Raw genomic sequence first — 21,880 nt, 5'->3', positions numbered from 1 at the left:
ACACATCACAACCCACCAGGACGCTGATCATCACAATCAAACAAAGAACATCACCAGAAGTGTTCAGAAGTTGAACTCGGAGGCGTAAGTTCCGCTCCGGATCAGTTCGCGCAACGAAGCGAGTTCGTATGCATACCCCCACATACCTAGCCGCGGAGCTTCGACTCCCCACCAACTGGCTCGACTACACGATCCTCGGGATCTACTTCGTCGTCGTCCTCGGCATCGGTTTCGCCGCCCGCCGCTCGGTCAGGACCAGCCTGGACTTCTTCCTGTCCGGCCGGTCCCTGGCCGCCTGGATCACCGGCCTCGCCTTCATCTCGGCCAATCTCGGCGCCACCGAGATCCTGGGGATGGCCGCCAACAGCGCGCAGTACGGCGTCTACACGACGCACTGGTACTGGATCGGCGCCATCCCCGCGATGGTCTTCCTCGGCCTGGTGATGATGCCGTTCTACTACGGCTCCAAGGTCCGCTCGGTCCCGGAGTTCCTCCTCCTGCGCTTCGACAGGGCGGCACACCTGCTGAGTTCGGTCCTGTTCGCCTTCGCCGCCATCCTGATCGCCGGGGTGAACCTCTACGCCCTCGCGATCGTCGTCGAGGCGCTGCTCGGCTGGCCGGAGTGGGTGGCCATCGTGGTCGCCGGCTTCTTCGTCCTGGCGTACATCACCCTCGGCGGACTCTCCTCGGCGATCTACAACGAGGTCCTCCAGTTCTTCGTGATCATGGCGGCGCTCATCCCGATCACCGTCCTGGGCCTGAAGAAGGTCGGCGGCTGGGACGGCCTGTCCGACTCCCTCACCCAGTCCCACGGCGCCGACTTCATGACCTCGTGGGGCGGCACGGGCATCGGCAGCGCGAACCCGCTGGGCGCCAACTGGCTGACCATCGTCCTCGGCCTCGGCTTCGTGCTCTCCTTCGGCTACTGGACGACGAACTTCGCCGAGGTGCAGCGCGCCCTGTCGGCGAAGAACCTCTCGGCGGCCCAGCGCACGCCGCTGATCGCCGCGTTCCCGAAGATCTTCATCGTCTTCCTGGTGATGATCCCGGGCCTGGTCGCCGCGGTCCTCGTCCCGAAGATCGGCACGCCCGGCTCGGACCTCCAGTACAACGACGCGATCCCGTACCTGATGCAGCAGCTGCTGCCCAACGGCGTCCTCGGCATCGCCGTGACCGGCCTCCTGGCGGCCTTCATGGCGGGCATGGCCGCGAACGTCTCCTCCTTCAACACGGTCTTCACCACCGACATCTGGGCGAAGTACGTGGTGAAGGACCGCGACGACGCGTACTACGTGCGCTTCGGCCGCCTGATCACGGTGATCGGCGTCCTGGCGTCGATCGGGACGGCCTTCCTGGCCTCGTCCTTCTCGAACATCATGAGCTACCTCCAGACGCTCTTCTCCTTCTTCAACGTGCCGATGTTCGTGGTCTTCATCATCGGCATGTTCTGGAAGCGGGCGTCCATGAAGTCCGGCTTCTGGGGCCTGATCGCGGGCACCACCGCCGCGATGGTCAACTACTTCGTCGTCTACAAGCAGGGCATCATCGACATCCCCTCCGACCAGGGCGCCAACTTCGTCTCGGCGATCGCGGGCTTCGTCGCCGGAGCGGTCGTCATGGTCGCCGTGTCCCTGTTCACCAAGCCCAAGCCGGTCGCCGAGCTCCAGGGCCTGGTGTACGGCACCCGTTCCCCCGGCATGGCGGAGCCGCCCGCCGAGGGCGACGACGCGTGGTACCGCAAGCCGGCGCTGCTGGGCTGGGGCGCGGTCGTGCTGGCCGCCGCCTGCTACATCCCGTTCTCGTTCTGACCGCGGGAGGATTGAGAGAGCATGTCCGATTCCCACTCCGACAAGAACGTCCAGGACGAGGTCTCCGAGCTGGAGAGCAAGTCCGCGACCGCCGCGCGGCTGTTCGACATCCGGCGGATCATCGGCGGACTGTTCGTGGTCTACGGCGTCATCGTGACGATCGCGGGCTTCGTGGCGTCCGACGACGACATCGACAAGGCGCAGGGGGTGAACATCAACCTGTGGACCGGGCTGGGGATGCTGGTGCTGGGGCTGTTCTTCCTGGCCTGGCTGAAGCTGCGGCCGATGGCTCCGCCGCGCTCTGCCGAGGAGCCGCCGCGGGGGTGACGCGGGTCCCGTGAACGTCGTTCACGGGCGCCCGGCGCGGGAGTGGGGCGGGGTAGGTTCGCGCGCCCGGCGCTACGGGGTACCTCCCCCACTCTCGGCTTCGCTCGAGCGGGGGGACCCCCACCGTCCACCCGTGCCGCCCCGGGGGTACCGCCCAGGCCGTTCAGGCACTGGGGGAGGCACGACTGCCCGCAGCTACGGCGGCACGGCGACTGTCCGCAGCTGGAGCGGTGGCGGATGGCGGCTGCCCATAGCTGAGTGGGGACGGCGGGTCAGTCGCGTACGGCGGGAAGGGGACGTGTCGGGGGGTGTCCGCCCGCAGCGGTTGGCGCGTCAACGCCCCGCCTGCTGGTCAGTACCCGATTCCGCGCCGTTCCGAGGACGGACACCCCCCGACGCGGCCCCGACCCACAGACCACCGAAGGCGCTACCCGCACCCCCACCGAAGCCGCACAGGCGCCGCAGGCACCCCGCACCCCCACCGGAGCCGCACAGGCGCCGCAGGCATCCGCGCACCCCCACCGAACCCGCACAGGCCGCCGCAGGCACCCCGCACCACCACCGAACCCGCACAGGCCGCCGCAGGCACCCCGCACCACCACCGAACCCGCACAGGCCGCCGCAGGCGCCCCGTTCAACCGCCGGAGGCCCCCGCCCGGTCCAGCAGCCCCGTCCGCGCGGCCAGTGCGGCCGCCTCCAGGCGGGAGCCCACGCCCAGCTTCATCAGGACCCGCTGCACATGCGTACGCGCCGTGGACGGCGCGATCCCCATGCCGGCCGCGATCAGCCGGGTGTCCTCGCCGTCGGCGACCCGGACCAGCACCTCGACCTCCCTCGGGGTGAGCATCGACAGCAACCGCTGCCCCTCGTCGTCGGGCTGGGCCGCCGGATTCAGCAGCTCCCCGAACGCCCCCTGGAGCAGCGCCGGCGTCACCGCCGCCTCACCCGCCCGCGCCTTCATGATCGCCCGCTCGACCCCCTCGATGCGCTCGTCGTGCCGGACGTACCCCGACGCCCCCGCCGCGAACGCCGCCGCGATCCCGCGCGGACTGGGCACCGGCCCCAGCACCAGCACCGCCACCTGCGGCCGCTCCCGCTTGATCCGCACCACCGGGTCGAAGATCCCCGGCTCGGCCGGTGCCGCCGTGCCCAGCAGGCACACCTCCGGCGCCCGGCTGATCACCAGTTCCGCCGCCCCCGCGGCGGGCGCCGTCGCGGCGAGCACCCGGTGCCCGCGCAGCTTCAGCGCCGAGGCCAGTGCCTCGGCGAGCAGTCGGTGGTCGTCGACCACCATGAGCCGCACTCCCATAGAGCAACCCCCAGTCCCCCCGGCCCAGCCCGGCCCGGCCCCCCGGCCCCCGGCCCCGCCCTCATGCCCCCGGAAGCTACACGCTAGTTCGACGTCGCGCTGCCCCTACCGGGAAGAACTGCCCCGGAACGCCGAAATCCCTCGCAATACGGCCCCGCCCCCGAACAGGGGCGGGGCCGTGGACACACGACGGGGGCCGAGCGCTCAGCCGCCGGCGCCGAACCCGATGACCAGGTACTCCTTGTCGTCCGAGCTGGTCATCTCACTGGCGTACACCTGCGACATGTACAGGTGGCCCTGGGAGTAGAGGTACTCGGAGTACTCCGGCAGCATGCTGCCCTCCACGTCCCGCACCGCCTCGGTGGCCGGGTTCTCCAGGAGCTTGGTCTCCTTGAACGTCCCGCCGTCGATGCTGACGATCTGGCCGCCCTTGTCGTACGGCGGGCTCTTGTAGGCGATCACGTTGCCGCCGTCCATGCGCAGCGGGGTGATCGTGTAGCCCTCGCCGGCGTCGGCGCGCTGCCCGGTCTGCTTGCCGGTGGCCAGGTCGAGGGCGACGATCTCGTTGGTCCGGGAGTAGCCCTCGCCGCCGCCCTCGTGCTCCTCGGTCGGGATGTAGATCCGGTCGTTGCCGACCGCGAGGCCGGAGCACTGCTCGATCTTGGTGATGGTGTCGCAGCGGGCGGCGAACTGCTCGCCCGGCGCCGAGATGCGGGTGCGCAGCTTGCCGGTCTTGTTGTCGATGGAGAAGAAGTCCGAGATGCCGCTGCCGTCACCGGCGGAGTCGCCGACGTCGGCGGCCACGACCAGGGGGTTGGTCGAGACGATGCCCGCGTACTCGATGCCCTTGGCCATCTTGTACTCCGAGAGCACCTTGCCGGTCTTCGGGTCGAGGGTCTGGATGTTCAGCTGCCGCGCGTCGTACGTGCCGCACTTGCGCACCGCGACCAGCTTCTCGCCGCCGCCGTAGCCCGCGTCGTAGCAGGTGTCGGTCGGCTTCGGGGACCACAGGACGTTGCCGCTGGCGATGTCCCAGGCGACGCCGCCGCTGGTGCTGCCGGCGGCGACGGTGCCGCCGCTGATCGTGACGTTGCCGAAGGAGATCGGCTGGTCACCGGAGTTGGCGGTCTTCGTCCACACCGTCTTGCCGGTGTTCAGGTCGATCAGCGCCACCTGGCTGCAGCCGTGCGAGGGCTCGGCCTTGGTCGGCATGGCGGGCTCGTGGACGACGACCGCCTTGTTGTCCTCGGTGAGGTGCCGGCTGGTGGTGCAGACGGGGCCCGCCAGCGGGATCGTCCACAGCTTGGTGCCCTTGTCGGGGTCGTAGCCGACGATCTGGGCGATGCCGCTCTTGGCGTACACCTTGTCGGTGAGCCAGGAGCCGGAGACGACGACGGTGCTGACGTCCTTGCTCACCGCGGGTGCCGGGACCTGGAAGAGGACCTTGGCGGACGGGTCCGCGGGCACCTTCTCCTCGCCGCCGGAGGAGGTGCCGCCGGAGCCGCCCTTCTCGTCCGTGCCGCCCTTGCCGCCGGTGCCGCCGCCGGAGCCCGCGGTGGTGTTCTTGTCGTCCTTGCCGGAGGAGCTCGCGTACCAGACCCCGCCGCCGATGATGAGGGCGATCGCGACGACGGCCGCCACGATGATCGCCATCGACGCGCTGATCTTCCGCCCGCCGCCCGGGCCTCCGGTCGGGGCCTGCATCGGCACGGTCGCCTGCGGGTATCCGTAACCCGGCTGGCCGGGCTGCCCCGGCTGGCCGTACGCCGGTGCCGGCTGACCGTACGCCGGCGTCGGCTGGCCGTAGGGTCCCGGCTGCGGCTGCCCGTACGGTCCGGGCTGCCCGCCGGGGTAGCCGTACCCGGGCTGGGGCGTCTGCGGCGGCTGCGGATACCCGTACCCCGGCTGCGGCGCGCCCGTCGGCGGGGTCGGCGGAGCCGTGGGCGGCTGCGGGGCCGCCGGAGGTGTCTGCGGGGCCTGGGGGTAGCCGTACCCGGGCGCGGGGGCCTTGCCGAGGTCCGGGCCGCCGCCCGACGGTGGGGCGGGGGGCCGGGCCGGCTGCGGCGGCTGGTCCTGCGGCGGGCCGAAACCCCCTTGCTGCGGGGGCTGGTGGGGCGGCTGGGTCATGGCGTGAGTACCTCGGGGAGCGGGGACGACGGGTCCGGCCGGACGGCGGGGGCGAAGGAGGTCACTTGCCGTAGGCGAGCATCAACTTCTCCTTCGCGTCGTCGTTCCCGTTCAGGCGGGTGCTGGAGATGAAGAAGCGCCCGTCGGCCCAGTCGACGTCCCGCGAGAAGAAGCTGTCCTCGACGTCCGCGACGCTCTGCGGGTTCTGCAGCAGCTTGGACGGCGTGTGGCCGGCGCCGCCCGTCGGGATCGACACGACCTGGCCGCCCGCGTCGTACGACGGCTCCACGTAGGCCACGAGCGCGCCGCCCTCGGCCTTCACCGGCAGCATCGACTCGTCCGCGGGGGACTTCGCGCGCCACTTCTCCTTGCCGTCGGCGAGGTTGATCGCGACGATCTCGTTGGCGCCGGTGGTCGCCTTGGTCGGCAGGTAGAGGGTGTTGTCGGCGACGACGACGCCCGTGCAGCCCTGGAGGTCGCGATCGAGGATGGCCCAGCCGCACTCGGGGGCGAAGTCCTCGTCGACGCCGACCTGCGCCTGGACCCGGCCGGCGGCGGTGAAGGCGGAGATGTTCCAGACCTTCTTGTCCTCGTTGCTGGCGTAGAGGACGAGCGGGTCGACGGAGTAGGCCCGCTCGACCCGCCAGCCCTTCTCGTACCGGTGGGTCCACAGCACCCTGCCGGTCTTCGGGTCGAGGCCCTGCACCTCGTCGTGCGCGTTGTCGCCGCCGGCGCCGCAGGAGGCGACCTGGACGAGCTTCGTCGCGCTGCCCGCGAATCCGGCGGGGAAGCAGGCGTCGCCGTAACGCTTCTTGTCGTACAGCTTCTTGCCGCTGGTCACGTCGTAGGCGGTGCCGGACTGGGAGCGGCCGACCATCAGGGTGCTGCCGCTGACGGTGAGTTCGACGGAGAGCGTGGAGTCGAACAGCTCGCCGTCCGCGACCTCCTGCTTCCAGCCCTGCTTGCCGGTGGCGAGGTCGATCTGCTGGAGCCGGTTGCACTCGGCGCGCTCGCTGGAACCGCTCATGTAGGCGACGACGACCGTGTTCTGGGCCGTCTTCTCCGGGGTGACCGCGCAGATCTTCTGCGGGAAGGTGATCGGGTCCCAGGTGGGCCTGCCGTCGTCGACGTTGTAGGCGAAGACCTGCTTGTACGCCGCCTTCACCGCGGACTTGTCGGTGATCCACATGCCGTCGGCGTCGGCGCCGGAACCGGGGGCGTCGGGCGCCTCCTTGTACCAGAGCACCCTGGACTCGCCGGCCTGGCGGCCCTCGTTGAGGTCCTGGGGGTCCTCGGCGCCGTCGCCGCTGCCGTCACCCTGGTCGACCGGGGCGCCGCCGGAGACCGAGGGCTTGGCGTCGTCGCTCTTCTCGGCGACCGGCTTCTTGTCCTTGCCGTCGTCCCCGGTGCCGGTGACCGCCCACACGGTGCCGCCGATGACGAGCAGGGCCGCGACCGCGGCGCCGATCGCGAGGGCCGGCTTGCCCTTGAAGGGGTTGCGGGAGCCGGAGCCGCCGGGCGGCGGGGTGCCGGGTCCGCCGGGGAACTGGGGCTGCGGGTATCCGTAGCCGGGCTGCTGACCGTACGGGCCCGGCTGCTGGGGCTGGGCGTACGGACCGGAGGCGTACGGGCCGGGCTGCGCGTACGGGCCGGGCTGCTGACCGTACGGGCCCGGCTGCTGCGGGTACCCGTACCCCGGCTGCGGCGCTCCGGGCGGCGGGCCCTGCGGGGGCGGCGGCGTCTGCGGTGCCCCGAAACCACCGCCCGGCGGCGGGTTCTGCGGTGCTCCGAAGCCACCCGGCTGCGGCGGCTGGTTGGGCGGCTGGCTCATCAGCGCGTTCCCCCTTATTGCTTTTCCGCCACGCCCCGAGGTACGCGCTGGCCTCGGGGTCGTCGTCGGGCGGTCGCTCAGACAGTCTTCAGACGGCCCTTTCTATCACCCGGCGCCGACAGCACACCGGGCCGTGCCCGCCCCTGTTCCCAAGGGAGGACCGGCCCGTGATGCCTCCGTTACGCGCCTTCACGCCCCCTTCACGCGCTGCGCGCCCCCTGCGCGCGACAGTCCCGCGCGGGTCAGGCGTCCTCCGCCAATTCCAGCCAGCGCAGCTCCAGCTCGTCGCGCTGTCCGGCCAGGGCCCGCAGCTCGGCGTCCAGTTCGGCCACCTTCGCGAAGTCCGTGGCGTTCTCGGCGATCCGGGCGTGCAGCGCGGTCTCCTTCTCGGAGATCTTGTCGAGCTGCCGCTCGATCTTCTGGAGCTCCTTCTTCGCGGCGCGCACGTCGGCGGCGCTCTTCTCGGGCACCTCCGCGGCCGGCTTCGCCGCCGGTGCGGGGGAGCCCGCCGCCGCGGCCTCCTCCATCCGCTGCCGCCGCTCCAGGTACTCGTCGATGCCGCGCGGCAGCATCCGCAGCGCGCCGTCGCCGAGGAGGGCGAAGACGCGGTCGGTGGTGCGCTCGACGAAGAACCGGTCGTGGGAGATGACGATCATCGAGCCGGGCCAGCCGTCGAGCACGTCCTCGAGCTGGGTCAGGGTCTCGATGTCGAGGTCGTTGGTGGGCTCGTCGAGGAAGAGGACGTTGGGCTCGTCCATGAGCAGGCGCAGCAGCTGGAGCCGTCGCCGCTCACCGCCGGACAGGTCGCCGACCGGCGTCCACTGCTTCTCCTTGCCGAAGCCGAACGTCTCGCACAGCTGGCCCGCGGTCATCTCGCGGCCCTTGCCGAGGTCGACGCGCTCGCGGACGCGCTGCACGGCCTCCAGCACCCGCCAGTCCGGGTCCAGCTCGGCGACCTCCTGGGAGAGGTAGGCCAGCTTGACGGTCCTGCCGACGCGCACGTGCCCGCCGGCGGGCTGCCGCTCGCCCTCGCTGCGGGCGGCCTCGGCGAGGGCCCGCAGCAGGGAGGTCTTGCCGGCGCCGTTGACGCCGACCAGGCCGATGCGGTCGCCGGGGCCGAGCTGCCAGGTGACGTGCTTGAGCAGCACCTTGGGACCGGCCTGGACGGTCACGTCCTCCAGGTCGAACACGGTCTTGCCGAGCCGGGACGACGCGAACTTCATCAGCTCGCTGCTGTCGCGGGGCGGGGGCACGTCGGCGATCAGCTCGTTGGCGGCCTCGACGCGGAAGCGGGGCTTGGAGGTGCGGGCGGGGGCGCCGCGCCGGAGCCAGGCCAGCTCCTTGCGGACGAGGTTCTGCCGCTTGGTCTCCTCGGTGGCGGCGATGCGCTCGCGCTCGGCGCGTGCGAAGACGTAGTCGGAGTAGCCGCCCTCGTACTCGTACACGTCACCGCGCTGCACGTCCCACATGCGGGTGCAGACCTGGTCGAGGAACCACCGGTCGTGGGTGACGCAGACGAGCGCGGAGCGCCGCTCGCGCAGGTGCCGGGCGAGCCAGGCGATGCCCTCGACGTCGAGGTGGTTGGTGGGCTCGTCGAGGACGATCAGGTCCTGCTCGTCGATGAGCAGCTTGGCGAGCGCGATCCGGCGCCGCTCGCCGCCGGAGAGCGGCCCGATGACGGTGTCCAGCCCCTGCGGGAACCCGGGCAGGTCCAGCCCGCCGAACAGGCCGGTCAGCACGTCCCGGACCTTGGCGTTGCCCGCCCACTCGTGGTCGGCCATGTCGCCGATGACCTCGTGGCGGACGGTGGCCTCGGGGTCGAGGGAGTCGTGCTGGGTGAGCACGCCGAGCCGCAGCCCGCCGGAGTGGGTGACCCGCCCGGTGTCGGGCTCCTCCAGCTTGGCGAGCATGCGGATCATGGTCGTCTTGCCGTCGCCGTTGCGGCCGACGACGCCGATGCGGTCCCCTTCGGAGACGCCGAGGGACACGCCGTCGAGGAGTGCACGGGTGCCGTACACCTTGCTGACGTTCTCGACATTGACCAGGTTGACGGCCATTTCTCTCCTGCCTGGGGGACGATCAGCCTTCAAGCGTAGGCCCTCCGGGGGGTGGGGTGACGCGGGCGGGGGTCGTCACTCTTTGTGGTGACGTGTGTCGTACCTCCCGGTTACCTTGGAGGGCAGGCAGCAGGATCCCCGTCCATGGGAGGAACCATGACCGCCGAGTCCGTAGAGCACCGCCCCTCTCGCTGGCCGGTGCCGCCGCAGGACGGATACACCGTGGACGACCTGTTCACGCTGCCGGATCTCCCGCCGCACACAGAGCTGATCGACGGGAGCCTGGTTTTCGTGAGTCCACAGCGTCGTTTCCACGCGAACGTGATCGACCTGCTGGTCTGGGGGCTGCGCGCAGGGTTGCCTGCCGATCTCAGGGTCAGTCGGGAGATGACCACCATCCTCGACCGGCACAACGGCCCGGAGCCCGATGTGAGCGTCATCCGGGCCGAGGCGGTCACCGGACCGACCCAGACGAGCTATAAGGCCGAGGACGTTCTCCTCGCCGTCGAGGTCGTCTCACCCGACTCCGAATCCCGCGACCGCACCACCAAGCCCCAGAAGTACGCCGCCGCAGGCATCCCCAACTTCTGGCGCGTCGAACAGGGCGGCACGGACGGCAGGCCGGTCGTCCACGTCTACGAACTCGACCCGATGACCAAGGCCTACGTGCACGTGGGCATGCACCGGGACCGGATCAAGGTCGAAAAGCCCTGCGTCATCGACATCGACCTCACGGCCGTCGACAACCTCTGACCCCGCCCTCTCAAACCACTACAGCCCCCGCCGCCGCCCCCACCGCCGTGCGCACGTCCCGGCACGTGCCCGAGGCCCGCAGCACACCCGCGATGTCGGAGGCGGACTTGGCGTCGGTCGCGAGGAAGGCCGTCGTCGGACCCGAGCCCGAGACCAGCGCGGCCAGTGCCCCCGCCGCCCGGCCCGCCGCCAGGGTGTCGGACAGTTCGGGGAAGAGGGAGAGCGCCGCGGGCTGGAGGTCGTTGGAGACGGCGACGGCGAGCGCGGCGGGGTCGCCCTTGGCGAGGGCGTCGAGCACCGCCTGGTCGGCGGCCGGCTCCGGGATGTCCCGGCCCTCCCCCAGCCGGTCGAACTCGCGGAAGACGGCCGGTGTGGACAGGCCCCGCACGGCCGACGCGAACACCCAGTGGAAGTCGCCGCCGACCTCCAGCTCCGTCAGCCGCTCGCCCCGCCCGGTGCCCAGCGCCGCCCCGCCGACCAGGCTGAACGGGACGTCGCTGCCCAGCTCGGCGCAGATCTCCAGCAGTTCCTCCCGGGAGGCGCCGGTGCCCCACAGGGCGTCGCAGGCGACCAGGGCGCCGGCGCAGTCCGCGCTGCCGCCCGCCATGCCGCCGGCGACGGGGATGTCCTTGGCGATGTGCAGGTGCACGTCGGCTTCGCGGCCGTACCGCTCGGCGAGGGCGAGGGCGGCGCGCGCCGCGAGGTTGGTCCGGTCGAGCGGGACCTGGTCGGCGTCCGGGCCCTCGCAGGTGACGCGCAGGGCGCCGGCGGGGGTCGCGGTGACCTCGTCGTACAGGGAGACCGCGAGGAAGACGTTGGCCAGGTCGTGGAAGCCGTCGGGGCGGGCGGCGCCGACCGCGAGCTGGACGTTGACCTTGGCGGGGACGCGGACCGTCACGCTCACTTGCTCGTCACTCCTTGTGTTCGGCGATACGCGCGAACTCTTCCACGGTCAGCGACTCTCCGCGCGCCTGCGGCGACACGCCCGCGGCGACGAGGGCGGCCTCGGCGGCGGCGGCCGACCCGGCCCAGCCGGCGAGCGCGGCCCGCAGGGTCTTGCGGCGCTGGGCGAACGCGGCGTCGACGACGGCGAACACCTCCCGCTTGGACGCGGTGGTCTTCAGCGGCTCGGCCCGCCGGACGAGTGACACCAGTCCGCTGTCGACGTTCGGCGCGGGCCAGAAGACGTTGCGGCCGATGGCGCCGGCCCGCTTCACCTCGGCGTACCAGCCCGCCTTCACGGACGGCACGCCGTACACCTTGGAGCCGGGGCCGGCGGCGAGCCGGTCGGCGACCTCGGCCTGGACCATGACGAGGGTGCGCTCGATGCTCGGGAAGGTGTCGAGCATGTGCAGGAGGACGGGCACGGCGACGTTGTAGGGCAGGTTCGCGACGAGCGCGGTCGGGGCGGGGCCCGGCAGCTCGGTCACCTGCATGGCGTCGGAGTGGACGAGGGCGAACCGGTCGGCGCGCTCGGGCATGCGGGCGGCGACGGTGGCGGGCAGGGCGGCGGCGAGGACGTCGTCGATCTCGACGGCGGTGACCCGGTCGGCCGCCTCGAGGAGGGCCAGGGTGAGCGAGCCGAGACCCGGTCCCACCTCGACCACCACGTCGTCGGGGCGTACCCCGGCGGTGCGGACGATACGACGGACCGTGTTCGCGTCGATGACGAAGTTCTGGCCGCGCTGCTTGGTGGGGCGCACGCCGAGGGCCGCCGCGAGTTCGCGGACGTCGGCGGGGCCCAGGAGGGCGTCGGGGGTGGGGCTGCTCACCCCGCAAGGGTAGCCGGGGGCGCCCCCGGGACGGCCCGGGGCGGCCGGGGCGCCGTCGGGTCACCCCCGCAGGGCAGGGGCCGGCGCGCTGTGCACGCCGTGCGGGTCACCGGTCCCGCACGTCCCGAACCGCGTCCTGCTCGCGCCGGCACGCTCCCGAGGTCCGGACCGGGCCCGGAACCCGGCCGGGCGTCCGTCCCCTCCGTCCCCTCCGTCCCCTCCGTCCCTCTCCGGACCGACGCGACGGCGCGGCGTGAGGCGTCGCGCGCGGACGCGGGTGTCAGTAACCGAAGGCGCGGGCCGTGTTCGCCGCGAGGGCGGTGGCCAGGGCGTCCTCGTCGGTGCCGCGCACGGCGGCCATCGCGCGCACCGTGACCGGCACGAGGTAGGGGGCGTTGGGGCGGCCCCGGTAGGGCGCCGGCGTCAGGAACGGGGCGTCGGTCTCCACCAGGACCAGCTCCAGCGGGGCGAGGGCGAGGGCGTCGCGCAGGTTCTGGGCGTTCTTGAAGGTGACGTTGCCGGCGAAGGACATGTAGTACCCGGCCTCGGCGCAGATCCCGGCCATCTCCGCGTCGCCGGAGTAGCAGTGGAAGACGGTGCGCTCGGGGGCGCCCTCCTCCTTGAGGACGCGCAGGACGTCGGCGTGGGCGTCGCGGTCGTGGATGACCAGGGTCTTGCCGTGCCGCTTGGCGATCTCGATGTGGGCGCGGAAGGACCGCTCCTGGGCCGCCCTGCCCTCCGGGCCGGTGCGGAAGTGGTCGAGGCCGGTCTCGCCGACGCCCTTGACCTGCGGCAGCGCGGCCAGCCGGTCGATCTCGGCGAGGGCGTCGTCGAGGGCCGCGTCCCCGCCGGGCTCGCGCGCCCCCTGCCGCGACCAGCCGTCGGGGTCCCCATGGACGATGCGGGGCGCCTCGTTGGGGTGCAGCGCGACGGTGGCGTGCACGGCGTCGTACGCCGCCGCCGTCTCGGCCGCCCAGCGCGAGCCCGCGAGGTCGCAGCCGACCTGGACGACCGTGGTGACGCCGACCGACGCGGCCTTCGCGAGGCCCTCCTCGACCGTGCCCGCCTGCATGTCGAGGTGGGTGTGCGAGTCGGCGACCGGTACCCGCAGGGGTTCGGGGAGCGGCGGGGCGTCGTTCTTGTCGGTCCGGTCCGAGGCGTTCGAAGGCATGCCCCGATCCTACGGAAGGGGCACGCCTTCGCGGATCGCCCGAGGCCGCCGGGCGGTCAGCTCGCCCTGCGCTGGAGGTGGAGGGCCTGGAGGAGGTCGGACAGGTGCCGGTGCCGGTACCCGGACGAGATCCCCGGCGTCCCGGGTCCCGGCTGCTCGGGCACCGTGGGGACCTCCACCGGTCCGGCCGGCGGCACCCGGTGCGCGCCGTGTCCGGTGCCGCGCACCGAGGCGACGCGTCCTGGCCGCATGATCCGTACGACGTGGTTGTCGCAGCTGGCGCACGTGGGCCGGCTCAGCGGGGACGGGACGATGCGGCCGTCCGCCACGTAGAGCACGAACTCGCGGCCGCCGGCGTCCCTGTGGTGCTCTATCTCGAACGACTGCTCCCAGCCGTGCCCGCACCGCATGCAGGCGAAGGAGTACGACTCGTGGACGACGGTGGTGGCTCCGGCCCGTCGGCCGGTCCGTCCGGTGATCTCGCTCATGCCGGCTCCTGCTGTCCGCTGGACGTCGGGAACGGGTACGTCCCCCTTGGTCCAGTGGACGCCTCACCTGACAGGAACGCACCGGTCCTGTCGAGTATTGGAGGCGTTTTGGGCGTTCCTTGCCCGAGCGTGCCCGGTGGGCGGGCCGGGGCTTTGCCTGGAGGACAGGCTGTTTGCCCACCCATGGGGCGCAGGCGCGCGGGGGCCCCGGTCGCCCGCGCGGGCGCTGTCGCGTCCCGTCGTCACGCGCCGGCGTGCTTGGCCGCCACCACCGCGTCGAACACCTCCCGCTTGGGCACGCCCGCCTCGGCGGCCACCGCGGCGATCGCCTCCTTGCGCCGCTCCCCGGCCTCCTCGCGCACCCGCACCCGGCGCACCAGCTCCTCGGCGCCGACCTCCTCGGGCCCGGTCTCCGGGGCGCCCTCGACCACGACGGTGATCTCGCCGCGCACCCCTTCGGCGGCCCACGCGGCGAGCTCGCCGAGGCCGCCGCGCCTGACCTCCTCGTACGTCTTGGTCAGCTCCCGGCAGACGGCGGCCCGCCGGTCGGCGCCGAACACCTCGGCCATCGCGGCGAGGGTGTCGTCGAGGCGGTGCGGGGCCTCGAAGTAGACGAGGGTCCGGCGCTCCCCGGCGACCTCGCGCAGCCGGCCGAGCCGCTCGCCGGCCTTGCGCGGCAGGAAGCCCTCGAAGCAGAAGCGGTCGACCGGCAGTCCGGACAGCGCGAGCGCGGTGAGCACCGCGGACGGGCCGGGCACGGCGGTGACCCTGACGTCCTGCTCGACGGCCGCGGCGACCAGCCGGTAGCCCGGGTCGGACACCGAGGGCATGCCGGCGTCGGTCACCAGCAGCACGCGCGCGCCGCCCACCAGCTCCTCGACCAGTTCGGGCGTCCGGGCGGACTCGTTGCCCTCGAAGTACGACACGACGCGCCCCTTGGGGGTGACGCCCAGCGCCTGGGTCAGCCGGCGCAGCCGCCGGGTGTCCTCGGCCGCGACGACGTCGGCGCCCGCGAGCTCCTCGGCGAGCCGGGGCGGGGCGTCCTGGACGTCGCCGATGGGGGTGCCCGCCAGTACAAGGGTTCCAGTCACACCCCCATCCTCCCAGGGGCGGACGGACGGGGACGCATCCGGACCGGGGAGGGCCGTGCGCGGGACGCGCACGGAACGGTTCCCTACGATGGCGCGGTGACCAGTACCGCGTCCTCCACGGACCTCCGGCAGGACCAGGCCCCGTCCGGCCAGGGGCCCGCCTGGCAGCAGCGCCTGCGCCGTTTCGGCTACACGGCGGGGCTGCCCGCGGGCGACGTCCGCGACCGGCTGGTGCCGCCGTACACGCGGCCCGGCCCGCGGCTGTGGGCCTTCCTCGGCCTGTCGAAGACGGCGGCCGACCGGGTCGGGCGCTGGTCCGGCTGGGGCGGCCCGCTGCTGGTGACGCTGCTGGCGGGCGTGCTGCGGTTCTGGAACCTGGGCAGCCCGAAGGCGGTGATATTCGACGAGACGTACTACGCCAAGGACGCCTGGGCGCTGGTCCACCGCGGTTTCGAGGTCAACTGGGACAAGAACGCCAACGACCTGATCCTGAACTCGGGCGGGCACGTCCCGATCCCGTCGGACGCGGCGTACGTCGTCCATCCGCCGGTCGGCAAGTACGTGATCGGGCTGGGCGAGCTGGTGTTCGGGTTCGACCCGTTCGGCTGGCGGTTCATGACGGCGCTGCTCGGCACGCTGTCGGTGCTGCTGCTGTGCCGGATCGGGCGCCGGCTGTTCCGCTCCACGTTCCTGGGCTGTCTGGCGGGCGCGCTGATGGCGCTGGACGGGCTGCACTTCGTGATGAGCCGCACCGCGCTGCTGGACAGCGTGCTGATGTTCTTCGTGCTGGCCGCGTTCGGCTGCCTGGTCGTGGACCGCGACAGGGCCCGCGGGAAGCTCGCCGCCGCGCTGCCCGCGGACGCCGACGGCCGGGTCCGCCCGGACGCGCACGTCGCCGGGACGCTGCGGCTCGGCCTGCGGCCCTGGCGGCTGGCGGCGGGGGTGATGCTGGGCCTGGCCGCGGCCACCAAGTGGAACGGCCTGTACATCATGGCGGCGTTCTGCGTGATGGCCGTGCTGTGGGACGTCGGCTCCCGCAGGGTCGCGGGCGCCCGCCGGCCGTACCTGGCGGTCCTGAGGCACGACCTGGGCTGGGCGTTCCTGTCGACCGTGCCGGTCGCCGTCGTCACCTACGTCGTGTCCTGGACCGGCTGGATCCTCTCCGCCTCCGACGGCACCGGCGGCTACTACCGCAACTGGGCGACGGCCGACGGCCGGACGAGCTCCTGGTCGTGGCTCTTCCCGGACTGGTGGCGCAGCCTGTGGCACTACGAGACGCAGGTGTACGAGTTCCACACCCACCTGACGTCCCCGCACACCTACCAGTCCAATCCGTGGAGCTGGATCGTCCTGGGCCGCCCGGTCTCGTACTTCTACGAGTCGCCGGGGGCCGGCACGGACGGCTGCCCGGCCGACGCGGGCGAGAAGTGCGCCCGCGAGGTCCTGGCGATCGGCACGCCGCTGCTGTGGTGGATCGGCTGCTTCGCCCTGCTGTACGTCCTGTGGCGCTGGGCCTTCCGCCGCGACTGGCGCGCGGGCGCCGTCGCCTGCGGGCTGGCGGCCGGCTACCTGCCCTGGTTCCTGTACCAGGAGCGCACGATCTTCCTCTTCTACGCCGTCGTCTTCCTGCCCTTCCTGTGCCTGGCGGTGGCGATGCTGCTGGGGGCGGTCGTGGGCCGGCCGGGCTGCGGCGACACCCGGCGCGTGGCGGGGGCGACGGGGGCGGGCGTGCTGGTGCTGCTGATCGCCTGGAACTTCATCTACTTCTGGCCCCTGTACACGGGCACGGCGATCCCGATGGACCAGTGGCGGGCGCGGATGTGGCTGGACACCTGGGTCTGACCCGGCCGCATCTCATTCGGACAACATCCGGGAACACCCGTACCGCGGATCACTCCCCGCACCTAGAGTGCAACCCACAACTACTTCTGAACGCGTTCAAGAAAGCGCGTGCGGAGGCCGACGGGGAGGGGGCTGCCGATGGGCAGAGGGGTGAAGGCCGCCGTCATAGGCGGCGTGTTCGCCGTGATGGTGGGCGGGGCCGGGTACGGCGCCTACAACATCGCGACGGCGCTGGACGGGGGCGGGGGCTCCGGCGCGGCCGGGGCGGCCACGAAGAGCGGGCCGCCGAGCGGCGACGAGGTGAAGGAGACCGCGGACAAGTTCCTCACCGCCTGGGAGAAGGGTGACGCGACGACGGCGGCCTCGTACACGAACGACGCCGTGGGCGCCGGGGCGCTGCTGACGGCCTACGGCGAGGACGCGCACGTCACCGGCGTCGAGATCACGCCCGGCCGGGTGAGCGTGAGCGGCATGACCGTGCCGTTCACGGTGAAGGCGAAGGTCTCCTACGACGGCGTGTCCAAGCCGCTGACGTACCGGAGCGAGCTGACCGTGGTGCGCGGGCGGACCACGGGACGGGCGCTGGTCGACTGGGACCCGGCCGTCGTCCACCCCCGGCTGGAGGACGGCGACACGCTGGTCACCGGGGAGTCGGCGACCCCGCAGATCCAGGCCACGGACCGCGAGGGCGCCGTACTGACGAAGGAGAAGTACCCCTCGCTCGGCCCGGTCCTCGCCACGCTGCGCGAGAAGTACGGCGACAAGGCGGGCGGCGCGCCCGGCGTCGAGCTGGCGATCCGGCACACCGCGACCCGGGCCCCGGACACCCCGCTGCTGACGGTGAGCGAGGGCAGGCCGGGCAAGCTGCGGACGACGCTCAGCGCGAGCGTGCAGGCGGCGGCCGAGCGGGCGGTCGGCACGTACGACGAGTCCTCCGTGGTCGCCGTCAAGCCCAGCACCGGCGAGGTGCTGGCCGTGGCCAACAACCGCGCGGACGGCTTCAACGCGGCCTTCCAGGGCAGGGTCGCCCCCGGCTCCACCATGAAGATCATCACCGCGGCCATGCTCATCGACAACGGCGTGACCTCGATGGACGGTCCGGCGCCCTGCCCGGACACGGCGATGTGGCAGAGCCAGACCTTCAAGAACCTCACCGGCATGAAGGCCGACCTGAGCGCCACGCTCGCCGGCACCTTCATGCGGTCCTGCAACACGGGCTTCATCAAGCTCATCGACGAGGACCCGCTCGGCGACTCGTCGCTGACGCAGGAGGCCCAGGAGCGGTTCGGACTGGGCCGGGACGACTGGCAGACCGGCATCGTCTCCTTCGACGGCAGCGTCCCCGCCGTCGGCGGCCCCGACCGCGCGGCGAACGCCATCGGTCAGGGCCAGGTGCAGATGAACCCGCTGAACATGGCGTCGGTGACGGCGACCGCCATCACCGGCGAGTTCCGCCAGCCGTACCTGGTCCCGCCGGAGCTGGACGGCCGGCGGCTGGCCACCGCCGAGGGGCTGCCGCAGGGCACCGCCGCCCAGCTCAAGCAGATGATGCGGCTCACCGCGACCCAGGGCACCGCCGTGAACGCCATGTCCGGGCTCGGCGGCGACATCGGCGCCAAGACCGGCTCGGCCGAGGTCGACGGGCAGACCACGTCCAACAGCTGGTTCACCGGCTTCCGCGACGACGTCGCGGCGGCGGCCATGACCGAGCGGGGCGGCCACGGCGGTGACGCGGCCGGTCCGATCGTGGCGGCCGTGCTGCGGGCCGGCGGCTGAGCACGGTCCGGCGGGACGGGGCACCCCCTAGGGTGGTCGCCGTCGCGGCAAGCGGGCGGCAGCAGGATCCCGGGCATTCCGGGTGACACGGAGGAACGGGACGAGAGTGGGCAGCAGAAGGGCCGTCGCCGGGCGACGGAAGACGAGACCGGCCCTGATCGGCGGGGTGGTCGCCGTGGTCGTGGGCGGCGCGGGGGTCGGCGCGTGGGCGCTGTACGGCGGCGGGGCCGCGGCCGAGGAGACCGGGCGGCCGGCGTCCGCGGCGGCCGGCGAGAAGGTGAGGACCGGCCCGCTCACGGCGGCCGAGGTCACCACGGCGGCCCGTCGGTTCCTCACGGCCTGGCAGCGGGGCGACGTCGCCGGCGCGGCCGCCGCGACCGACGACGCCGGGGCGGCCACGGCGCTGCTCACCGGCTGGACGGAGGACGCCCACGTCACGCGGGTCACGCTCACCCCGGGCACCCCGGCCGGCGCCGAGGTGCCGTTCTCCGTCGAGGCGACCGTGACCTACGGGGGCGAGGCCCGGGCCCGGGAAGGGGCCCCGCAGGACGGGACCGCGCAGGGCGGGACCCCGCAAGGCGCTCCCGGGCACGGCGAGGTGGTCACCGGGAAGCTCGCCTACGACAGCGCGCTGACCGTCGTCCGCCGGGCCGGTGACGGCGAGCCGCGCGTCGACTGGCACGCCGCCGTCGTCCATCCCGAGCTGAAGGACGGCGACACGCTGGTCACCGGCGAGGCCGGGACGCCCCCGGTCAAGGCCCTGGACCGCGACGGCGGGGAGATCACCGCCGCGGCGTACCCCTCGCTCGGCACCGTCCTGGACGGGCTGCGCGAGAAGTACGGCAAGAAGGCCGGCGGCGCGGCGGGCATCGAACTGCGCGTGGTCCGCGGCGAGGGGTCCAAGGCGGCGAAGGCGTCCGACAAGACCCTGCTGGAGCTGAGCGAGGGCACGCCGGGCACGGTGCCGACGACCCTGGACCCGGCCCTGCAGGCCGCCGCCGAGCAGCAGGTGGCGGGCAAGAAGCGGGCGTCGGTGGTGCTGCTGCGTGCCTCGACGGGGGAGATCCTCGCGGTCGCCAACGGCGGCCACGGCTTCAACACCGCCTTCCAGGGCTCGCTCGCCCCCGGCTCCACGATGAAGGTCGTCACCGCCTCCCTGCTCATCGAGAAGGGCCTGGCGTCGGCCGACGAGCCGCACCCGTGCCCGAAGTACTTCGACTACGGCGGCTGGAAGTTCCAGAACGACGACGAGTTCGAGATCGAGAACGGCACGTTCAAGGCCTCCTTCGCCCGGTCCTGCAACACCGCCTTCATCAGCCAGGCCCCGAAGCTGGAGAACGACGACCTGACCGAGCAGGCCCAGCAGGTCTTCGGCCTGTCGAGGAACGACTGGGCGGTCGGCGTGCCCACCTTCGACGGCTCGGTGCCGGTGCAGAGCGCGGCGCCGATGGCCGCCTCCCTCATCGGGCAGGGCGGGGTGCGGATGAACCCGCTGAACATGGCGTCGGTGTCGGCGACCGTGCGGACGGGCACCTTCCACCAGCCGTACCTGGTCGCTCCGTCGGTCGACGGGCGCAGAACGGCCACGGCCTCCCGCACGATGTCCGCGTCCACGCTGGCGCAGCTGCGCGAGCTGATGTCCTACACGGCCACGAACGGTACGGCGGCCGAGGCGATGGCCGGGGTGAGCGGTCAGGTCGGCGCGAAGACGGGGTCCGCCGAGGTCGACGGCCAGGACGAGCCCAACGGCTGGTTCACCGCGTACCGGGGCGACCTGGCCGCGGCGGGCGTGGTCCAGCAGGGCGGCCACGGCGGCGACACGGCGGGACCCATCGTGGCGGCGCTGCTGAAGGCGGGCGGCTGAACCGACGGGCGGGCGGGCGGCTCAGTGCGGGACCGGTTCGGCCGCCACCGCGTAGGTGCGGCGCAGGAACCGGACGAGCGCCTTGGTCTCGAACTGGACGACCGAGCACCCCTGCGGGGAGTGGAACTCGACGACGGTCTGCACCCGCCCGCAGGGCCACACCCGCACCTCCCCGCTTCCGGTGGGCGCCCGCAGCCCCCGTTCCAGCAGGTCCCGGGAGAACCTCCACTCGCGGGCGCCGGAACCGGGGCCCCGGCCGGGCAGTCCCACGCACACCGAGCGCGGGTCGTGGTCCGGGTCGTAGCGCAGCACGACCGGGATGGCGCCGCCGCCGTCCTCGTCAGGAAGGTCCGCGTCCGTCAGGATGTGGGCTCGTGCGTACTGTTCGACAACGGACATCGGATCGCCCTTCACGCTCTGTCACCGGTGCGGAAGCCGTGCGTCCACCCCTCCTCCAATGTCCCATATTTTCTGAATGTCACATTTCGGGAGTGCGCCATCCCCGCACCGCACGGTCATCCATCTCACATGTGAGATAACGAGGCCGTCGCTCTTGCAAGGGGTTCGCAACAAGCCTCTATCATCGATCCGTGCATGTACCTGACGGATTCATCAACGCCCCGACCTCCGCCGTGACCGGGGTCGTCGCCGCCGGCGCCATCGCGGTCAGCCTGCGCGGCGCGCGGCGCGAGCTGGACGAGCGGACGGCGCCCCTGGCGGGCCTGGTCGCGGCGTTCATCTTCGCGGTGCAGATGCTGAACTTCCCCGTCGCCGCGGGGACCAGCGGGCACCTGCTCGGCGGCGCGCTCGCCGCGATACTCGTCGGCCCCTGTACCGGCATCCTGTGCGTCTCCGTCGTCCTGCTCATGCAGGGCATCCTCTTCGCGGACGGCGGCCTGACCGCGCTCGGCGTGAACATCACCGACATGGCGATCGTCACGACGGTCGTCGCCTACGTCCTCTTCCGGGGCCTGGTGAAGGTCCTGCCGCGCACCCGCCGGTCGGTCACCGTCGCCTCCTTCGTCGCCGCGCTCGTCTCCGTCCCGGCCGCCGCTCTCGCCTTCACGCTCCTGTACTGGATCGGCGGCACCACCGACGTCGCCATCGGCAAGGTCGCCACCGCGATGGTCGGCGTGCACGTCCTGATCGGCATCGGCGAGGCCGCGATCACCGCGCTGACCGTCGGCGCCGTCATCGCCGTGCGCCCGGACCTCGTGCACGGCGCGCGCGGGCTCCAGCAGCGACTGAAGCTGCGGGTGAACGGCGAACTGGTCGACGCCCCCGGCGCCGCGCCGGCCCCGGCGCCCGTCGCCGCCCGCTCGCCGCGCAAGGTGTGGATCACCGGCCTGGTCGCCTCCCTGCTCCTCGCCGGGTTCGTCAGCTTCTACGCCTCCGCCAGCCCCGACGGCCTGGAGAAGGTCGCCGCCGACAAGGGCATCGACGAGAAGACCGAGGAGCACGCGAGCGCCGACTCCCCCCTCGCCGACTACGGCGTGAAGGACATCTCGAACACCCGCGTCTCCGGCGGTCTGGCGGGCGTCATCGGCGTCGGCGTCACCGTCGTCGCGGGCAGCGCGGTGTTCTGGGCGGTGCGCAGGCGGCGCGCCGACGACACCTCGCCGAGCAGCACGACGGCCGGCACCGCCGGCGGCACGGGCGCCTGA

The 21,880-nt window shown here is 72.6% G+C and carries 17 protein-coding genes; 7 read left to right on the top strand and 10 right to left on the bottom strand.

Annotated features, from left to right (window positions below):
* The first annotated feature begins 128 nt into the window (after positions 1-128).
* Both ACZ4V6_RS26295 and ACZ4V6_RS26290 read left to right on the top strand, forming a co-directional pair.
* Positions 129-1,808: a sodium:solute symporter family protein gene (locus ACZ4V6_RS26295; RefSeq protein ID WP_467831932.1), complete on the top strand. Its 1,680-nt coding sequence runs from the start codon at positions 129-131 to the stop codon at positions 1,806-1,808.
* A 21-nt stretch (positions 1,809-1,829) separates the two neighbouring features.
* Entirely contained in the window at positions 1,830-2,135 is a 306-nt protein-coding gene (locus ACZ4V6_RS26290) for a hypothetical protein (RefSeq protein ID WP_467831929.1), read from the top strand.
* Positions 2,136-2,769: 634 nt separating this feature from the next.
* Here the strand turns inward: ACZ4V6_RS26290 and ACZ4V6_RS26285 are convergent.
* From ACZ4V6_RS26285 to ACZ4V6_RS26270, 4 genes are all read right to left on the bottom strand, one after another.
* Positions 2,770-3,444: a helix-turn-helix transcriptional regulator gene (locus tag ACZ4V6_RS26285; protein WP_467831927.1), complete on the bottom strand. Its 675-nt coding sequence runs from the start codon at positions 3,442-3,444 to the stop codon at positions 2,770-2,772.
* A 204-nt stretch (positions 3,445-3,648) separates the two neighbouring features.
* Positions 3,649-5,571, bottom strand: coding sequence for an outer membrane protein assembly factor BamB family protein (locus tag ACZ4V6_RS26280; RefSeq protein WP_467831925.1), 1,923 nt, complete (start codon positions 5,569-5,571; stop codon positions 3,649-3,651).
* Between the two features lie 61 nt (positions 5,572-5,632).
* On the bottom strand, positions 5,633-7,402 hold the full coding sequence (locus ACZ4V6_RS26275) for an outer membrane protein assembly factor BamB family protein (RefSeq protein ID WP_467831922.1): 1,770 nt from the start codon (positions 7,400-7,402) through the stop codon (positions 5,633-5,635).
* A gap of 242 nt (positions 7,403-7,644) precedes the next feature.
* A complete protein-coding gene (locus ACZ4V6_RS26270; protein WP_467831921.1) occupies positions 7,645-9,459 on the bottom strand; it encodes an ABC-F family ATP-binding cassette domain-containing protein in 1,815 nt (604 codons plus the stop codon).
* A gap of 156 nt (positions 9,460-9,615) precedes the next feature.
* On the opposite strand from ACZ4V6_RS26270, the gene ACZ4V6_RS26265 reads away from it, so the two are divergent.
* The gene (locus tag ACZ4V6_RS26265; protein WP_467831918.1) at positions 9,616-10,212 is read left to right on the top strand and encodes a Uma2 family endonuclease; all 597 of its coding nucleotides are present in this window, start codon (positions 9,616-9,618) and stop codon (positions 10,210-10,212) included.
* Positions 10,213-10,222: 10 nt separating this feature from the next.
* Here the strand turns inward: ACZ4V6_RS26265 and ACZ4V6_RS26260 are convergent, their stop codons facing one another.
* From ACZ4V6_RS26260 to rsmI, 5 genes are all read right to left on the bottom strand, one after another.
* Positions 10,223-11,116, bottom strand: coding sequence for a 4-(cytidine 5'-diphospho)-2-C-methyl-D-erythritol kinase (locus tag ACZ4V6_RS26260; protein WP_467831916.1), 894 nt, complete (start codon positions 11,114-11,116; stop codon positions 10,223-10,225).
* Between the two features lie 7 nt (positions 11,117-11,123).
* Positions 11,124-11,984 carry a 16S rRNA (adenine(1518)-N(6)/adenine(1519)-N(6))-dimethyltransferase RsmA gene (gene rsmA / locus ACZ4V6_RS26255; protein WP_467831913.1) on the bottom strand — a complete coding sequence of 287 codons (861 nt, stop codon included), beginning with the start codon at positions 11,982-11,984 and terminating at the stop codon, positions 11,124-11,126.
* A gap of 280 nt (positions 11,985-12,264) precedes the next feature.
* Positions 12,265-13,155, bottom strand: a complete 891-nt coding sequence (locus ACZ4V6_RS26250) for a TatD family hydrolase (RefSeq protein WP_467831911.1) — start codon at positions 13,153-13,155, stop codon at positions 12,265-12,267.
* Between the two features lie 56 nt (positions 13,156-13,211).
* Positions 13,212-13,643, bottom strand: a complete 432-nt coding sequence (locus tag ACZ4V6_RS26245) for a hypothetical protein (protein WP_467831908.1) — start codon at positions 13,641-13,643, stop codon at positions 13,212-13,214.
* A gap of 242 nt (positions 13,644-13,885) precedes the next feature.
* Entirely contained in the window at positions 13,886-14,734 is an 849-nt protein-coding gene (gene rsmI / locus ACZ4V6_RS26240) for a 16S rRNA (cytidine(1402)-2'-O)-methyltransferase (protein WP_467831906.1), read from the bottom strand.
* A 96-nt stretch (positions 14,735-14,830) separates the two neighbouring features.
* Here rsmI and ACZ4V6_RS26235 point away from each other — a divergent pair, with 96 nt between their 5' ends.
* The 3 genes from ACZ4V6_RS26235 to ACZ4V6_RS26225 all read left to right on the top strand — a co-directional run bounded on the left by ACZ4V6_RS26235 (position 14,831) and on the right by ACZ4V6_RS26225 (position 20,216).
* Entirely contained in the window at positions 14,831-16,576 is a 1,746-nt protein-coding gene (locus ACZ4V6_RS26235; protein ID WP_467831903.1) for a dolichyl-phosphate-mannose--protein mannosyltransferase, read from the top strand.
* A gap of 138 nt (positions 16,577-16,714) precedes the next feature.
* Complete coding sequence (locus tag ACZ4V6_RS26230) at positions 16,715-18,352, top strand: penicillin-binding transpeptidase domain-containing protein (RefSeq protein ID WP_467831901.1); 1,638 nt, start codon at positions 16,715-16,717, stop codon at positions 18,350-18,352.
* Positions 18,353-18,458: 106 nt separating this feature from the next.
* On the top strand, positions 18,459-20,216 hold the full coding sequence (locus ACZ4V6_RS26225) for a penicillin-binding transpeptidase domain-containing protein (RefSeq protein WP_467831899.1): 1,758 nt from the start codon (positions 18,459-18,461) through the stop codon (positions 20,214-20,216).
* Positions 20,217-20,237: 21 nt separating this feature from the next.
* Here the strand turns inward: ACZ4V6_RS26225 and ACZ4V6_RS26220 are convergent, their stop codons facing one another.
* Positions 20,238-20,615: an SsgA family sporulation/cell division regulator gene (locus ACZ4V6_RS26220; protein WP_467831898.1), complete on the bottom strand. Its 378-nt coding sequence runs from the start codon at positions 20,613-20,615 to the stop codon at positions 20,238-20,240.
* A gap of 191 nt (positions 20,616-20,806) precedes the next feature.
* On the opposite strand from ACZ4V6_RS26220, the gene ACZ4V6_RS26215 reads away from it, so the two are divergent.
* The gene (locus ACZ4V6_RS26215; RefSeq protein ID WP_467831895.1) at positions 20,807-21,880 is read left to right on the top strand and encodes an energy-coupling factor ABC transporter permease; all 1,074 of its coding nucleotides are present in this window, start codon (positions 20,807-20,809) and stop codon (positions 21,878-21,880) included.

It is taken from the genome of Streptomyces sp. NPDC029152 (assembly GCF_055564355.1).
The sequence above is the reverse complement of the archived record's forward strand: the minus strand, read 5'-3'. Positions and strand labels throughout refer to the sequence as shown.

Excerpts from the sequence above, each read along its gene's own strand:
- ACZ4V6_RS26275 (WP_467831922.1), bottom strand. The coding sequence starts at position 7,402 with ATGAGCCAGCCGCCCAACCAGCCGCCGCAGCCGGGTGGCTTCGGAGCA.
- ACZ4V6_RS26295 (WP_467831932.1), top strand. The coding sequence starts at position 129 with ATGCATACCCCCACATACCTAGCCGCGGAGCTTCGACTCCCCACCAAC.
- ACZ4V6_RS26290 (WP_467831929.1), top strand. The coding sequence starts at position 1,830 with ATGTCCGATTCCCACTCCGACAAGAACGTCCAGGACGAGGTCTCCGAG.
- ACZ4V6_RS26270 (WP_467831921.1), bottom strand. The coding sequence starts at position 9,459 with ATGGCCGTCAACCTGGTCAATGTCGAGAACGTCAGCAAGGTGTACGGC.
- ACZ4V6_RS26250 (WP_467831911.1), bottom strand. The coding sequence starts at position 13,155 with ATGCCTTCGAACGCCTCGGACCGGACCGACAAGAACGACGCCCCGCCG.
- ACZ4V6_RS26230 (WP_467831901.1), top strand. The coding sequence starts at position 16,715 with ATGGGCAGAGGGGTGAAGGCCGCCGTCATAGGCGGCGTGTTCGCCGTG.
- ACZ4V6_RS26220 (WP_467831898.1), bottom strand. The coding sequence starts at position 20,615 with ATGTCCGTTGTCGAACAGTACGCACGAGCCCACATCCTGACGGACGCG.
- ACZ4V6_RS26265 (WP_467831918.1), top strand. The coding sequence starts at position 9,616 with ATGACCGCCGAGTCCGTAGAGCACCGCCCCTCTCGCTGGCCGGTGCCG.
- ACZ4V6_RS26280 (WP_467831925.1), bottom strand. The coding sequence starts at position 5,571 with ATGACCCAGCCGCCCCACCAGCCCCCGCAGCAAGGGGGTTTCGGCCCG.
- ACZ4V6_RS26285 (WP_467831927.1), bottom strand. The coding sequence starts at position 3,444 with ATGGGAGTGCGGCTCATGGTGGTCGACGACCACCGACTGCTCGCCGAG.
- ACZ4V6_RS26245 (WP_467831908.1), bottom strand. The coding sequence starts at position 13,643 with ATGAGCGAGATCACCGGACGGACCGGCCGACGGGCCGGAGCCACCACC.